The sequence below is a fragment of the Chryseobacterium scophthalmum genome, assembly GCF_900143185.1.
Lineage (GTDB): Bacteria > Bacteroidota > Bacteroidia > Flavobacteriales > Weeksellaceae > Chryseobacterium > Chryseobacterium scophthalmum.
Genome location: NZ_FSRQ01000005.1, coordinates 126,141 through 141,883 on the forward strand (window position 1 = coordinate 126,141; position 15,743 = coordinate 141,883).

Here is a 15,743-nt window from a genome sequence, read left to right on the forward strand (position 1 = left end):
AATGGAGTTACAGAAATACTTTTCTAAATTCCTTATCAAAAAAAGAAAAAGACAACTTACGGAAAGAGACTATTTCCTGAGCACAGAACTAAATAAAATTTTAGGGATTGAGATTCAGAATGTCAACTTTTATCGTGAGGCTTTTTCAATTAAAACTTCTTCTAAAAATCAGGAAAGCAATTACGAAAGGCTTGAATTTTTAGGAGATTCTGTATTGGGCACAATTGTTTCGTGTCATTTGTTTCAAACTTATCCTAAAGCTAATGAAGGATACATGACGCAGATGAAATCTAAAATTGTAAACAGAAAGAATCTTAACAAATTAGGAGAAGATTTAAAGCTTACCGATCTTTTACAAAAAAACAATCATGCTGTTGCTTTAGGAGATAACATTTCAGGAAATCTCTTTGAAGCATTAATTGGTGCTGTTTATTTAGACTTCCAATACGAAATTTGCAAAAAAATCGTTCTGGATAGACTGCTTACGCCAACAGAAATCAATAAACTTGAAAATAAAATTGTAAGCTACAAAGGTCTTTTGCTGGAATGGAGCCAGAAAAAGAAACTCAATATAAAGTACGAAACTTGTGAAGAAATTCAGGTAAACAAATCGATCGTCTTCAGATGCCATGTTTGGCTGGGAAATGAAAACATTTCGAATGCCACAGAAACTTCAAAGAAAAAAGCCGAAGAAAAAGCTGCACAAAGAGCATTTTATATTTTAAATAAAAAAGAAAATATACTTGGAAATCCAAAAACTTTATGATCTTGATGATATAGAATTTGAAGATATTACCATCGCTTTGGTAAGATTAGTCAAACATATACCAGATCACGAGTTTTTTTTCAAAATCAATCAAAACAACGATTTAAAGTTTTCAAGAATAAAAGACCTTGTCTATCACGGGTCTCATTATGATTTTCATTTTCCCAGGTTTGAAGCTTATCACAAGTATACAAGAACCTGTTTTACCTTCATCTCCAACAAATCTTCAGAAAGTAATCAAAAAAAATTACAAACTGAACTCTTCGCAGAAGAAGAAAACATTAAATTTTTATTAAATAATCATCCAGAAGTAGAATATATTCTGCACAGTTCGGAACAGTTTCCTGATTTTTCCGTAATTTTGCTGGCTGAAAATCTTGCGTTTCCTATTCAAGATTACAATCTGAGTTCTGAAGAAGAGCTCTATCAAATAATACAGTATTATGAATAAGTATTTAAAGAAGACAAAAATTATTGCAACACTAGGACCTGCTTCATCTTCGAAGGAGGTAATGTTAGGATTGATGAGAGCGGGTGTTGACGTTTTTAGAATAAACTTTTCTCATGCCGACTATGATTTAGTTCGTTCCAATATAAATATCATCAGAGACCTTAATAAAGAATACGGTTATTCCGTAAGTATTTTAGGGGATTTACAGGGTCCAAAACTTAGAGTAGGTGTTGTAAAAGAAGGTTCATACCTTAATCCTGGAGACATTCTTACGTTTACAAACGAAAAAATTGAAGGAGATTCTACGAAGGTTTATATGACTTATCAACAGTTTCCTCAGGATGTAAATGTGGGTGAAAGAATCCTTATTGATGACGGAAAACTAATGTTGGAGGTTATTGAAACCAACAAAATAGACACCGTAAAAGCAAAAACAATTCAAGGGGGACCATTGAGTTCTAAAAAAGGAGTAAACCTTCCGAATACGAACGTTTCTCTTCCTGCTTTGACAGAAAAAGATATTCAGGATGCCAATTTCATGATGGATATGGAGGTTGACTGGATCGCTTTATCATTCATTCGTCACGCTCAAGATATTATCGACTTAAAAGAGCTAATCAAAAATCATCCAAACGGAAAATTCAAAACGCCGATCATTGCTAAAATTGAAAAGCCAGAAGGCGTTAAGAACATCGATGAAATTCTATTGGAATGTGATGGTTTAATGGTTGCTCGTGGAGATCTTGGTGTAGAAGTTCCGATGGAAGAAGTTCCTGCCATTCAGAAAAACTTGGTTGAAAGAGCTAGATTCTTCTCAAAACCGGTAATCATTGCCACTCAAATGATGGAAACAATGATTAACAGCTTAACGCCTACAAGAGCTGAAGTAAATGACGTTGCCAACTCTGTATTAGACGGAGCTGATGCGGTAATGCTTTCAGGAGAAACTTCTGTGGGTAGATATCCTATTCAGGTTGTTGAAAATATGGCGAAAATTGTGAAGAATATAGAAATGACTTCTTTTTATCAGAACAAAAATGAGCCACTGGAAAAAGATTACAACTGTATCGACGAACGTTTTATTACAAACAGAATTTGTCTTGCAGCAGTAAGAATCGCAAAAAGTACCAACGTTGCTGCAATCGTAACTTTAACAAGTTCTGGGTATACAGCGTTCCAATTATCGGCGCACAGACCAAATTCTCACATCATTGTTTATAGTGGAAATAAGAGAGTAATTACGATGCTTAATCTACTTTGGGGAGTTCGTGCTTATTATTACGATATGAACAAACCTACGGATGAAACCATCATTCAGGTAAATATGTTGACGCATAACCACGGTTATATTGAAACCGGAGATTTCGTCATCAACATCAATGCAACGCCGTCTTACGAAGGTGGAAAAACAAATACATTGAGATTAACAACAATTTAATTATTGTTTTTGATATAAGTAAAAACCTCCCGAAAATTTTCGGGAGGTTTTTTTTATGTCTATTTTCCTAAAATTGTTTTCGCCGTCACAAACTCTTTTAAGGCCAATAAAGAAAGCTCAGTTCCATATCCTGAAGATTTGGTTCCACCGAATGGAAAACGGGGATCAGAACTTGTCATTCTGTTGATATTTACCGTTCCGGATTCTAAATTATCAATAAAAAACTGTTGGCGTTCTTCATTTTTCGTCCATACCGAATTGGATAAACCAAACGGAATATTATTGGCAATTTCTAACGCTTCTTGATCGTTATGAGCAATCATCACCATTCCTAAAGGACCAAATAATTCTTCTTGTAAAACAGGATTTCCTTCTTCTACTCTTATTAATCCCGGAATAAATTCGTTTTCAGAAATTCTTTCAAGAGGAATAATAACTTCTGCACCATGATCTAAAGCTTTCTGGTATTGCTTTTCAAGATCATCTGCCAAATCCGGTCTTGCCATTCCGGCCAATTTTGTTTCTTTTAATTTAGGATCAGCTGGAACAAATTTTTTGTATTCTTGAATAAACTTCGGAAGAAAATCAAATTCTACCTCTCTTTGAATAATAAATCTTTTTGCAGCAACACAGGTTTGCCCACAATTTTGCAATCTTGCCAAAGCTCCCACTTTTGCAGCTTCATCCAAATCAGCATCTTCCAAAACAATAAAAGCATCACTTCCGCCTAATTCCAGAAGAGATTTTTTAATATTTTTTCCAGCAGTTGCAGCTACTTCAGCTCCGGCTTTTTCACTTCCGGTAAGGCTTACTCCTTTAATGGTTTTATGTTCTAAAATTTCTTTTACTTCACCATGCCCTACTTCAAGATTTTGGAAAACTCCTTCAGGAAAACCGGCTTCAATAAAAACTTTTTCAATAGCATTTCCACTTCCGAAACAGATGGATGCATGTTTTAAAACGACTGTATTTCCTGCCAAAATTGCAGGCGTTGCAAATCTTAAAACCTGCCAAAACGGAAAATTCCAGGGCATTACTCCTAAAATTACTCCTTTCGGAACATAATGAATTTCTGAAATTTTATATTCAGATTCTATTTTTTCTGGGCTTAAAATATTCTCAGCATCCGCATAATAATTCATCATTAAAGCAGATTTCTCAACCTCTGAAATGGCTTGAGAAATGGGCTTATTCATCTCCTCAGTAATTAATTCACCAAAAACCTCAGCTTTATTTTTAAAAATTTCAGCAGCTTTTGCAATAAGTTTCTGCTTTTCTTCAAACGGAACTTTTTTCCATTCCTGAAAAGCCTGGTCAGCTTTTAACAGCTTGTTTTCTATTAAATTTTCCATGTTAAAAATTCCATTTTTAAAGATTCAAGAATCACGAATCTTCTGCTTTTGGATTAAGCATTTTTAAGGCAACAAATATTGTTCCTTATATCGTATTTAATTAATGATAAATTCTATGAATTGTATTTATTACAGCTAAAAGAATTTCAAATTTAATTCAATAAAACTAAATTGATAATGACTAAAAATATTTCTCTCGCAAATTAAGGAGATTGAGCAGATTTGTTTGATTTATAAAATCTGCTTAATTTGCTCAATCAGCGAGACAACAGATTCTAAATCATAAACCATTCATTAGCCAGACTTGCAGCCAATCTTGCGGTATGATCCTGAATATCAAGACCAGGATTTACTTCCGCAATATCCAAGGCAATTAATTTTTCATTTCTAAGAATATGTCTGTACAAATGCATAAATGCAGCATCTGCAAAAATTCCGTTGTAAGCCGAAGCAGAAACTCCCGGCGCAATTGAAGCATTGAAGACATCCATACAAATCGTCATGTAAAGAAAGTCTACCGACTCTGCCAATTCATTAACTCTTTCATAGATCGAAGGAAGGTTTTCGAAAAACAATTCATCCGCCAGAATATATTTCATGCCAAATTGATGAGCTGTGTCGAAAAGCTTTAACGTATTAGAATTTCTCTGAATTCCGATGTGTAAAGAATTGATCTCACCTTCCTGAGCAATTTGCCAAAAACCGGTTCCAGAACTTGCTCCTACTCCATTTTCTGGTTGTCTGTTATCAAAATGTGCATCAAAATTAACAATCCCAATTTTCTGTTCCTGAAAAGCGGTTTTCACACCGCGGTAATGACCAAAAGTAACTTCATGACCACCGCCAAGAACCAAAGATTTCCCCCCTTTTAGCAAAACTTTAGAAACATTTTTCGCCAGTTCATTTTGGGTATTTTCAAGATTTCCATCCTCACAGGTAATATTTCCAAAATCAAGAAGTGAAAAATCAGGACGAATCACAGGAAAATTAGACATATTTTTTCGAATAACATCAGGAGCGTCTTTTGCACCCTGTCTTCCTTTATTTCTGCGAACGCCTTCGTCAACGGCAAATCCGTGTAAAACGAAATCGTTAGTTGAAATCAAATCGTAATTACTTTCTGCTTTTACTCTCTGAAATATTCTGTGATAAAGTAGTTCTTCACCGTCTAATCTTCCTTGCCAAATCATGATTTTAATTTAATTTTGATTTACATTATAGCGTTCAAAACTCTGCCAATATTTGTCTTTATAAATTTCAAGTGTCATTTTATATTCAGGGTGATCATCCATTACTTTTTTCAAAACTTTTGAAGGTTTCCTGAAATCTTTACTTGCAAAATAACTTTCTTTCATGTTATCTGCATTTTCTCTTCCAATGTATAGATGACCGTCTTCGATTTTCAATTCTTCAATAATCTGCTCTTCGATATTGCTTAATTTTTCATAGTCTTCTTTTTGGGGAAGTCCATTATTATTTTCTCCGTTATACTGAACTTTCAAAATAGAAATCCACGGATAAGAAGCTTTTGAATCGTAAGTTAACAAAGAAGTATTGATCGTCGCAATAAGAGGAGAACCGTTTTGCAGAGTCGCCTCAAAAACAGAAAATTTGTCTTCTTCGCTGAAGTCTTTCACATTTTTATACTTTTCTGTAAACTCTCTTTCGCGCCACGATAAAAAATCTTTCAGTTTCGTAACCGACACCAATTCTTTTTGAGCATTATCTTTTCCAACGACATTAAAAGTATCGATTTGAGTGGCAAAATTAAGTTCGCCTAAAAAGTTATCCAGAAAAACGCAGACTCCGGTTACAACAGCATCTTTATTTTCTTCGTTTAAACCTTCGTAAACAAATGTGATGTCGATTTCGTCGGGATAACCTTCGACTTCATTCTCATAAAAGAAAATATTTTCACCAGAAAATTTTCTGCCATCCATTTCAATTCCGCTTGTAAGGTTCATTTCCGGTTTTAGAGCGGTAAATTTCCAATGATCAAGTTTGGGAGCCATCTCAATTATTTCTTCAGCAAAAGCTATATTTTTAATATCACCTTCTACCGTTAGAATCAATTCTGCAGTAGAATCATCACTCATTCCCGCAAGAAAATAATATCCTCCGTTTAACTCTTTAAGTTTTGGAGCAATAACATCAAAAAAGTTATTTTCTATATTATCGTGGTTTTTTACGACATCAAAAAAATCTTTTTCTTTAGTAAGAAACCAATCCCAAAAATTTTTATAATTTTTAATTTCGGCAGCTTCTTTCTCTTCTTTTTTACTGAAAAATTTATCGAAAATTCCCATATTATTTTACTTTAATCCCATCGATATAAACATTCTCTGCCTTCAAGCTTCCTTGGTTATAAAGAACATTTTGGAAATTGTTGGTTTTATAGGTTACAAAATCTGCTTTTAAACCTTCCTTTAAACTTCCTCTGTCTTCTAAACCTAAAGCAAAAGCTGAACGGAAAGTCATTCCTGCTAAAACTTCTGCGGTTGTTAACTTTTCAAACGTTGCTAAAATAGAAGCTTGCGTAATTAAATTCCCCATCGGTGCAGAACCAGGATTCCAGTCACTTGCAATCGCAACTATTGCTCCTGCATCCAATAACTTTCTTGCTGGAGTAAACTTCTCACCCAATCCTAAACTAGCTCCCGGTAAAGCGGTTGCCACGGTTTCAGACTGTGCTAAAAACTCAATATCTTCATCGATTGTAGCTTCTAAATGATCTGCAGATTTCGCGCCAACTTCTACGGCAATTCTAGAGCTTCCCGGTGTAAACTGATCTGCATGAACCGTAATTTCGAAACCTAAGTCTTTAGTTTTAAGTAAGAAATTTTTACTTTCTTCAGGTTGGAATGCTGATTTCTCAATAAAAATATCAACTCGTTTTGCGAGGTTTTCTTCTTTTACTTTTGGTAAAATTTCGGTTAAAATATAATTTAAATACTCTTCGTTAGTTCCTTCAAAATCTCGTGGCTTTAAATGTGCTGAAAGACAGGTCGGAACTAAAGTTGCTTGAGTCTTTTCCTGTGCTTTTTTAATCATTCGAAGCATTTTCAGCTCGTTTTCAACATCCAAACCGTAACCGCTTTTTACTTCGATGGTTGTAATTCCAAGAGAAATTAAAAAATCAATTCTTTCTAATAAAGTTTTCAACAATTCTTCTTCTGAAGCATTTCTTGTATGTTGTACCGAACTCCATATTCCACCGCCACTTTCGGCAATTTCAAGATACGTTTTTCCTGCATTTCGCATGGCAAAATCGTTGGCTCGATTTCCACCAAAACAAATATGAGTGTGAGAATCTACAAACGCAGGAAGTACGATTTGCTCGCTTTCAATGGTTTCGATTTCTATATTTTGATTTTCAGATTTTAAGGTTTCAAAATTTCCGATTGTATGGATTTTATTTTCATTAACTAAAATTCCGCCATCAACGATAATTTCAATTTGTTCATCAGAAAGTTTTCCTCTTAACGGAAGATTCGCAAGTGTTACAACTTGTTTGAAAGGGCCTATAAGTTTCATTTATTTGGTTTAAAAGCTAAACTTTTCTTTTAATATATTTTGCTTAGATTACTACGGAATGACAAAAAGAACGTGTAATTTGTCATTCCGTAGGAATCTAAACGATATTAGAAGCTAAGTAATTTTTATATTTAAAATTTTCTCTCTCAAAATTACTTAAAATATATCAATCTTGTAAATGATAAAAGGTCGAGCGTACAATCTTAACCTAAACCTTAATCTCTGCCTGAAATTAATCTAAATCTTAACCTAATTTTCCTATCTTTACGGTAAATGAAACTGAATTAATGCCCGATTTTTTACATCCAGATAAAGACAATTATTCGCACGAAGAGCTCATTCAGGAAGAGCAGATTCGTCCGCAGAGTTTTAAGGATTTCGCAGGACAGCGAAAAACCTTAGAAAATCTTGAAGTTTTCGTTACCGCTGCCAAAAGACGTGGTGGTGCGCTCGATCATGTTTTGCTTCACGGTCCTCCCGGATTGGGAAAAACAACTTTGGCAAATATTATTGCGAATGAACTTGGTGTAGGCTGTAAAATCACATCCGGTCCTGTTTTGGATAAACCGGGAAGTCTCGCAGGTTTGCTAACCAATCTGGAAGAAAACGATGTACTTTTCATCGATGAAATCCATCGTCTTTCGCCTGTTGTGGAAGAATATCTGTATTCTGCAATGGAAGATTACAAAATCGATATTATGCTGGAAACCGGTCCAAATGCAAGAAGTGTTCAGATCGGATTAAATCCTTTTACATTGGTGGGAGCAACAACCAGAAGCGGAATGCTGACCAAGCCGATGTTGGCAAGATTTGGTATTCAAAGCAGATTGGAATATTACACCATTGAACTTTTGTCTATGATTATCATCCGAAGTGCAAGAGTTTTGGGGGTGAAAATCTATGAAGATGCAGCCATTGAAATTGCAAGAAGAAGCCGTGGAACTCCGAGAATTGCCAATGCACTTTTAAGAAGAGTCCGTGATTTTGCAGAAATTAAAGGAGATGGCGAAATTGAAATTGAAATCACCAAATATGCTCTAAATTCTTTAAATGTAGATGAATTTGGTTTAGACGAAATGGATAATAAGATCATGCGTGTAATGATTGAAAATTTCAAAGGAAAACCTGTAGGAATTTCAGCTTTGGCAACATCTATTGCAGAAAATCCAGAAACATTGGAAGAGGTTTATGAACCGTTTTTAATTCAGGAAGGATTTATTATCAGAACTCCGAGAGGAAGAGAGGTTACTGAGAAGGCTTATAAACATTTGAATATTGCGATACCGAGAAATCCCGGAGAACTATTTTAATTAATAATTAAAAATGAATAATTAATATCGGAAAATGGAAAGTAGCTTTCAAGAAAAGGATAATATTATTCGAAATAAATCTTTTGATTTTTCAATTAGAATTATCAACTTGTATAAAGTTCTTTACAATGAAAGAAATGAAAAAACTCTTTCAAAGCAATTGCTTAGAAGCGGAACTTCAATTGGAGCAAATATAGAAGAAGGTATTGCCTCGTTTAGTAAAAAAGAATTCATCTATAAACTCCAAATATCCTATAAAGAAGCCTATGAATCTTTTTATTGGATTAAACTTTTACATAAAACAGGGTTCATTAATGATACAGAATTTAATTCTATAAGAATAAATATTGAGGAAATCATAAAATTATTAACTACAATTTTAAAAACTTCCAAACAAAACTCTTAATTATTCATTCTTAATTTTTAATTATAAAATGTTTATTCCTAAATTATATAAAAGTGAAGATTACAATTTGATGAAAGAAATCATCAGAGAAAATTCTTTTGCTTTATTAATTTCCTCGGTGGATAAAATTCGAGCGACTCATTCTATGATGATGCTGAATGAAGATGATCCGGAAAATATTTATATTGAAACTCACATTTCAAGGGCCAATCCGCAAGCGAAAACCCTGACGAACGGAAATGAAGTTCTTTGTGATTTTTTGGGAGCTCACACCTATATTTCGAGCAGTTGGTATGACCACATCAATGTTTCTACATGGAATTATGAAGCGGTACAAATTTATGGAAAAGTTGAGTTGATGAATTCTGAAGAACTGTACAATCATTTAGAAAAATTAACCTACAAATATGAGCAAGCACAGCAATGTCCGATGATGGTGAAAGATATGGGAAAAGAGTTTGTAGAAAAAGAAATGAAAGGTGCTTTTGGTTTAAAAATCATCCCTACAGAGATTTTCATTAAACAAAAATTATCTCAAAACAGAAAAGAAGATGATTTTGAAAATATTATTTTAAATCTTGAAAAAGGTGATGAAAACGGAAGGCAAATTGCCACAAAGATGAAACTACTGAAAAAATAAAGTTATTTTTTACCACAAAAGATGCAAAAGATATTAGTTTTGAAAAATCAGTTATTCAAAAGTTCATAAAAGCTAACTTTTATTTTAAAATACTTTTAGTTTTTTGTATTTTAAACATTAAGAAATTAAGATTTAAAGAATTCGATGCTTAAAAAACTTATGAAAATCAATTTATTGATTCTTAAATGAACAGTAAAAAGATTCTTAAAACCTTAATGTTTAAATAAGAAATAAACTTTGTTTATTTAAATTAAGAAAATTAATTTATAGTTTTAAGACATGCATCAACTTTTATGGTAAAGAATTATAATTAAGATAACAATACATTAAAAAAATAAATATTATATGAAATTATATCCTATCCAATGCGGAAAATTTAAACTGGACGGAGGTGCCATGTTTGGGGTCGTCCCAAAGAGTTTGTGGGAAAAAACAAATCCTGCAGACGAAAGAAATTTAATAGAACTAGGAACTCGCTCTCTTCTTGTGGAAGACGGAAAAAAATTAATTTTAATTGACTGCGGTCTCGGAAATAAGCAGGATGACAAATTTTTCGGTCACTATTCGCTTTGGGGTGACGATAATTTAGATAATAATTTAAAAAAATACGGTTTTGTAAAAGAAGATATTACCGATGTTTTCCTGACTCATCTTCATTTTGACCATTGCGGTGGCGCTATTGAATGGAACGATGATAAATCGGGTTACAGACCGGCTTTTAAAAACGCACAATTCTGGACCAATGAAAATCACTGGCAATGGGCAACTGAACCTAATGCGAGAGAAAAAGCAAGTTTTTTAAAAGAAAATATACTTCCTATTCAAGAGAGTGGACAACTGAACTTTTTACCACTTCCCGCAACCGGAAATTATGGCTTTGCACCTGACTTAAAAATGGATGTCATTTTTGTTGACGGTCACACAGAAAAGCAAATGTTACCCGTGATTCAGTATCAGGAAAAAACAATTGTCTTTGCTGCCGATTTAATTCCTACAGCAGGACATATTCCTCAGGTTTATGTGATGGGCTATGATACAAGACCATTATTGACGATAGAAGAAAAAGCTAAGTTTCTAAAACAATGTGTAGACAATGATTATCTATTGTTTTTTGAGCACGATGCACACAACGAATTGGCAAGTTTAAAAATGACTGAAAAAGGAGTTCGTCTTGATGAGACTTTCAGTTTTAATGATGTTTTTGGATATTAATATTGATTATGGAAGAATTATTGAATTCAGAAAGTCAAAAAAGTGAGCCTGATTCGAAACCTGCGCCCAAAATCATTGGTTTAACAGGAGGAATTGGTTCCGGAAAAACAACCGTTGCAAAATTTATTGAAGACTTCGGATTTCCCGTGTATTATTCGGACGACCGAGCTAAAGATATTGTGAATGATAACGATGATTTAAAGGTTAAAATCAAAGAACTTTTAGGCGATGAATCTTATGATGAAAATGGTCTTTATAATAGGAAATTTGTAGCCGAAAAGGTTTTTAATAATAAAGATTTACTGCAAAGTTTAAATGAAATCATCCACCCTGCTGTTCGCTTAGATTTTGAGGATTGGGTAAAGAAGCAGACCAAGTATTTAATATTTAAAGAAACTGCTTTGCTGTTCGAATTAAAACTTCATAAACAATGTTATCGATCCGTTTTGGTAACTGCAGAAGATAATATCAGAATAAAAAGAGTGATGGATCGGGATGGAAAAACCTACCGTGAAGTACAATCTGTAATGGAAAAGCAAATGTCTGAAAAGGAAAAAATAAAATTAGCAGATTGCATCATCTATAACAACACCAATCTTGATGATCTGAAAGAGCAAACCGAAAAGATTATTTTTGATATTGAATAAATAAAATCCCGCTGGAATTTCTCCAGCGGGATTTTTTGTTTTAAGCTTTCAAAATTTTTTGATGTATAAAAAAAATAAGCTCCCATTTCTGAGAGCTTATTCTATTTAATTAATTGATTATTCTTTAATGAATTTTCTCTGAGCTGTGCCCTGAACATCATCAATGTCAATTACGTATAAACCGTTGATCAATCTGCTTACATCAATCTTATTATTTAAGATGATTCCGCTTGAGATGATCTGACCAGCTGCAGTGTAAATCTTGTACTTAGCTTTTTTGCTAACGTTCTTAACATTCAGAATTGATTTAACTGGGTTTGGATAAATCAGGATATCTGTTTGATTAAGTGTATTAACAGCCGGTAGTTTAGAAATTCTTACAGTGTAATCTTCTACTTCACCATCCGTAAAGCTGATACAGTTTACAGGAATCGCATCTTTAGCCAACGCAACTCTCATAACAACATACTTATCTGTAGATCCTATGAAAGCATCAGCTGGTACAGAGAATGTAGCACTTGCTGTAAGATTCGTATTCGGACCATCCGCTAAAATTCTTTCATCAAGATCGAAAGTTCCGTTTCTGTTGAAGTCAATCCAAACTGCTACTCCCGCTTTAGCTCCCGAACTAAGTGTTTTATCCACTATAATCTGGTTACCTGCAGAGCCTTGAATCATATCAATATACTTTAAAGGAACTGCTGTAAAGTCTGAATAAGCTGAACCTGCTGTAATATTAATCATCTCTGGTTTACCTGCCGGTTTTGCTGTTACTTTTGAAATAAATTCTGAAGCAAAGTTCGTTGAATGCATCGGGCAGTACACTACAGTTGGTGTTGTGAAATAGTATTCAGGTGTGTAATTACCCGGTGTACCAGTACAAACATTGGCTACCTGCATTTCATATTTCGTAAGTTCTAATAATCCTGTTATTGTATAAGTATTAGTACTTACGTTAACAGTCGTCCAACTTGGTAATCCTACCTTTCTGTATCTTAATATGTAATTATTAGTAGCTCCAGTACCAGTATAAGCATCCCAAACTACTTCTGCTGATGTAGGATTCAGCTGAGTAATTGTTAATCCCGGAGGCGGAATTTCACAAACTCTAATAGTAGTAAACACTTGAGATGTAGACCAAGGATTGAAAGTTGTAGACCCAATACATTTATTTCTTACTTGTACTTCATAAGTTTTATAAGAACTTAAACCTGTAAGAAGGTAAGTATTAGCAGGAGGTTGAGGAGTAGTAGGCGCAGCTGCAATCCATGGTGTTGTACCAACTTCTCTCCATTGCAATTCATAACTTGCACCTGCAGCAAGAGGGCTCCAAGTTACTAAAGCTGAGGTTGAAGTAATGTTAGTAATCGTCACGTTTGGAGGCGTAGGATCACATTTGGTTTTAAATACGTTATGTGAGAATACCCCTACATTGGTTGTATTACAAACGGCTGCAACTTCCACTTCATAATCAGTAAATGGTAATAAGTTTTGTGGGAAAGCATAGGTATTTGTAGTTCCAGCTACAGCAGCTACAGTAATAGGACCAGTTGTAGGAAGCCATTGAGTAGAACCTACAGGTCTGTATCTGATTTGATAAGAAGCCCCTCCAATATCTTGTGGCCAAGTAAGAGTTGCTGCATTATGTGTAATAGAAGCAGGTACTACTGTAACAACAGGAGTAACATTACTACAAACTCTTAGTACAATATTATCAATTGCAATCGAAGGCTGAGTACCGCCTCCACCGTCATTTCTCCATTGGAATACTAAACGCATTACAGTATTGGCGAAATTGGTAAGATTTAAATTGGTATTAGAATAAGACTGCCAAGTCCCCTGAAGGTTATACTGTCCTAAAGAAACTCTTCCTGCTCCTGCAGTAATTAACGTCCCTGGAACCGGTAAATATGTAGATGGTACTAACCAAACTTCCAAATAATCATATTTAAATGTTGTTCCTTCACCTTGCCCTTTCCAATCAAAAGAGAATGATGCAAGTGTAGTTCCTACCGGAATCTGAATATCTCTAAATGCATGTACAGTACTTGTTGTATGTGCATACCCGTTTGTTACACCATTGTCATTAGATATATATAATGATTGAGCAGGGTTTCCTGTTACATTTCCTCGTACCCATTTATTGGTCTGTGTTCCGTTTAATAATCCCAAATCATTTCCTCCAGTAAAATTCTGAGTATAAGGAAGCTGCGCAGGAATTTGTGTTGTCATAATAGATACAGGATCTGATAAATCACTCTGATCTGTTGCACTACATATTGCTCTAACCCAAATATAATAGGTAGTACTTGGGTTTAGCCCCGGAATTGTATGGCTAACCGCTGTACCAGGAATACCCGTTACTTGTGGTGTAGGAGGAGGTGTGGTTGTTGTACTATAATAAATTTGATATCCATTTGCAGGTTGTGTTGCTGGCGGATTCCAAGATACAGTAGCTGTATTTCCTGTGGCACTAACTGCTACTACCCCTAACGGCTCTATACAAGTAGGAGCAACTCTTAATCGGAAATCATCAACACCTAAATAATAAGGTACAGAATTAGCAGATGAACTTACAGCAAAATTATATGTTCCCGTAGTTGTAGGTGTGTAATATACTTTATATTGGGTATAATTAGCTGTAGTTTGTGTAGAAGTGATGAATACTCCCAAATTCGTAGCCCCCGTAGAAGATTGGGAAGAATTTACTAAAACATTACCTGAAAATCCAGTATATTCCGGGTTATGATAATAGAATGAAAATTCATAAGTCGTTCCAGCAGTTAGTGTAAATCCTGGTGTCCATAACTGGCTTGCGTTTGTATTACCCCATTGAATCCTAACATAGTTTGGTGTAGATCTTGGTCCGGGAGATGTCGTTGATCCTGCAGCACTTGAAGATGTCCAAGGATTAGTTCCAGTAATTTGCTTCCAACAAGGGGGAACAATTCCAGCACCTAGAGTGGTCATAGCATCAAAGTTTTCTGTCCAAGGAAGCACAGACACTGGTACACACAAAGTCATAAATGACGGCATCGGAGTCCAAGTACTTAAATCAGTACCACTACATTTTGCTCTAACCCAAACATAATATGTTGTAATAGGTGTTAATGGTTGAATAGTCGCAGTTGTAGCTGCAGTTTGTACAGAATTGGTTGCATTTAATGGAGTAGTACCTGTCGGAGCAACACCCGTTGTGTTATAATATACATCATAACCATTTGCAGGAGGTGTAGCTGGTGCTGTCCAAGAAATATTTGCATTCGTAGCTGTTGTATTTACTAAGGTAACTCCAGAAGGTGCCAAACAAGTAGGAGCCGCACCTTGAGTCATTACTACATTATCAAAGTAGTAATAGCTATCGTTTGTACCTGAAGTAATATAAAATCTTACAAATAAATTACCCGCTAACGGACTAAATGTTACAGTTTTTGTTGCACAGGTATTAGCTGTAACGTGATTTGCAGAACTAATAGTAGATGCAGTAATCCATGGTCCCCCTGCGTTGTTTGAATATTGCACAGCAATACCATTTACACCAATTGTTGATGCGGGAGTTGCAACTGTTCCAGCAGACCAGTCGGTGATTTTATAATCAAAAGACATTGTTACAACACCCTGATTATTTCCTGGAATGTTAGGAGAAGTAAAATCTCCTTCATTTCCACTATATCTATTACCTCGTATCGTTCCCCCAGTAGTACCACAAATTTGGTTTGCAGTAGTAATTCTAGAGAAAACAGATCCACCAGATGTCCAGTTATTAAGTCCCGTGGCTGTCCAATCTTGTGTATAGTTCACTTGGGCCATGAGAAATGCGCCAAAAAGTAATTGGCACATAAGTAGAAGTTTTTTCATAAACTAAAATATTAAAATGAAATTGAATACCAATGTAATTTGAATCTATCATTAGATTTTTCTGTATATCTACGTATATTAATTTTCATTAAAAAAAGTATATTTCCTATAGAAAACAGATAAGATGAT

13 protein-coding genes are annotated in these 15,743 nt (G+C 34.6%); 8 read left to right on the plus strand and 5 right to left on the minus strand.

The window, feature by feature from the left end; translation table 11 throughout:
* The first annotated feature begins 1 nt into the window (after position 1).
* Genes rnc through pyk form a run of 3 tightly spaced genes read left to right on the plus strand, consistent with a single transcriptional unit; the run spans position 2 to position 2,655 of the window.
* Positions 2 to 766 (plus strand): ribonuclease III, encoded by a 765-nt coding sequence (gene rnc, locus BUR17_RS18760; RefSeq protein ID WP_074232020.1) that lies wholly within the window; start codon positions 2 to 4, stop codon positions 764 to 766.
* Positions 744 to 1,217 (plus strand): IPExxxVDY family protein, encoded by a 474-nt coding sequence (locus BUR17_RS18765; RefSeq protein ID WP_074232021.1) that lies wholly within the window; start codon positions 744 to 746, stop codon positions 1,215 to 1,217. Before rnc ends, BUR17_RS18765 begins: the two co-directional genes overlap by 23 nt.
* Positions 1,210 to 2,655, plus strand: coding sequence for a pyruvate kinase (gene pyk / locus BUR17_RS18770; protein ID WP_074232022.1), 1,446 nt, complete (start codon positions 1,210 to 1,212; stop codon positions 2,653 to 2,655). The genes BUR17_RS18765 and pyk overlap by 8 nt, the downstream gene beginning before the upstream one ends.
* A gap of 59 nt (positions 2,656 to 2,714) precedes the next feature.
* Here pyk and BUR17_RS18775 read toward each other — a convergent pair whose 3' ends face one another.
* From BUR17_RS18775 to hutI, 4 genes are all read right to left on the minus strand, one after another.
* On the minus strand, positions 2,715 to 4,007 hold the full coding sequence (locus BUR17_RS18775; protein ID WP_074232023.1) for an aldehyde dehydrogenase family protein: 1,293 nt from the start codon (positions 4,005 to 4,007) through the stop codon (positions 2,715 to 2,717).
* Positions 4,008 to 4,282: 275 nt separating this feature from the next.
* Complete coding sequence (gene hutG, locus BUR17_RS18780; protein WP_074232024.1) at positions 4,283 to 5,197, minus strand: formimidoylglutamase; 915 nt, start codon at positions 5,195 to 5,197, stop codon at positions 4,283 to 4,285.
* A 9-nt stretch (positions 5,198 to 5,206) separates the two neighbouring features.
* A complete protein-coding gene (locus tag BUR17_RS18785) occupies positions 5,207 to 6,313 on the minus strand; it encodes a DUF695 domain-containing protein (protein WP_074232025.1) in 1,107 nt (368 codons plus the stop codon).
* A gap of 1 nt (position 6,314) precedes the next feature.
* Complete coding sequence (gene hutI, locus BUR17_RS18790; RefSeq protein ID WP_074232026.1) at positions 6,315 to 7,541, minus strand: imidazolonepropionase; 1,227 nt, start codon at positions 7,539 to 7,541, stop codon at positions 6,315 to 6,317.
* 287 nt (positions 7,542 to 7,828) lie between these two features.
* Here hutI and ruvB point away from each other — a divergent pair, with 287 nt between their 5' ends.
* The 5 genes from ruvB (at position 7,829) to coaE (ending at position 11,756) form a co-directional block, all read left to right on the plus strand.
* Complete coding sequence (ruvB, locus tag BUR17_RS18795) at positions 7,829 to 8,851, plus strand: Holliday junction branch migration DNA helicase RuvB (RefSeq protein ID WP_074232027.1); 1,023 nt, start codon at positions 7,829 to 7,831, stop codon at positions 8,849 to 8,851.
* A gap of 34 nt (positions 8,852 to 8,885) precedes the next feature.
* Positions 8,886 to 9,257: a four helix bundle protein gene (locus BUR17_RS18800; protein ID WP_074232028.1), complete on the plus strand. Its 372-nt coding sequence runs from the start codon at positions 8,886 to 8,888 to the stop codon at positions 9,255 to 9,257.
* 28 nt (positions 9,258 to 9,285) lie between these two features.
* Complete coding sequence (locus BUR17_RS18805) at positions 9,286 to 9,897, plus strand: FMN-binding negative transcriptional regulator (RefSeq protein WP_074232029.1); 612 nt, start codon at positions 9,286 to 9,288, stop codon at positions 9,895 to 9,897.
* A gap of 345 nt (positions 9,898 to 10,242) precedes the next feature.
* Positions 10,243 to 11,109, plus strand: a complete 867-nt coding sequence (locus tag BUR17_RS18810; RefSeq protein WP_074232030.1) for an MBL fold metallo-hydrolase — start codon at positions 10,243 to 10,245, stop codon at positions 11,107 to 11,109.
* Positions 11,110 to 11,117: 8 nt separating this feature from the next.
* Positions 11,118 to 11,756, plus strand: coding sequence for a dephospho-CoA kinase (gene coaE / locus BUR17_RS18815; protein WP_074232031.1), 639 nt, complete (start codon positions 11,118 to 11,120; stop codon positions 11,754 to 11,756).
* Positions 11,757 to 11,873: 117 nt separating this feature from the next.
* Here the strand turns inward: coaE and BUR17_RS18820 are convergent, their stop codons facing one another.
* Positions 11,874 to 15,614: a fibronectin type III domain-containing protein gene (locus BUR17_RS18820; RefSeq protein ID WP_084550791.1), complete on the minus strand. Its 3,741-nt coding sequence runs from the start codon at positions 15,612 to 15,614 to the stop codon at positions 11,874 to 11,876.
* Positions 15,615 to 15,743 lie beyond the last annotated feature (129 nt).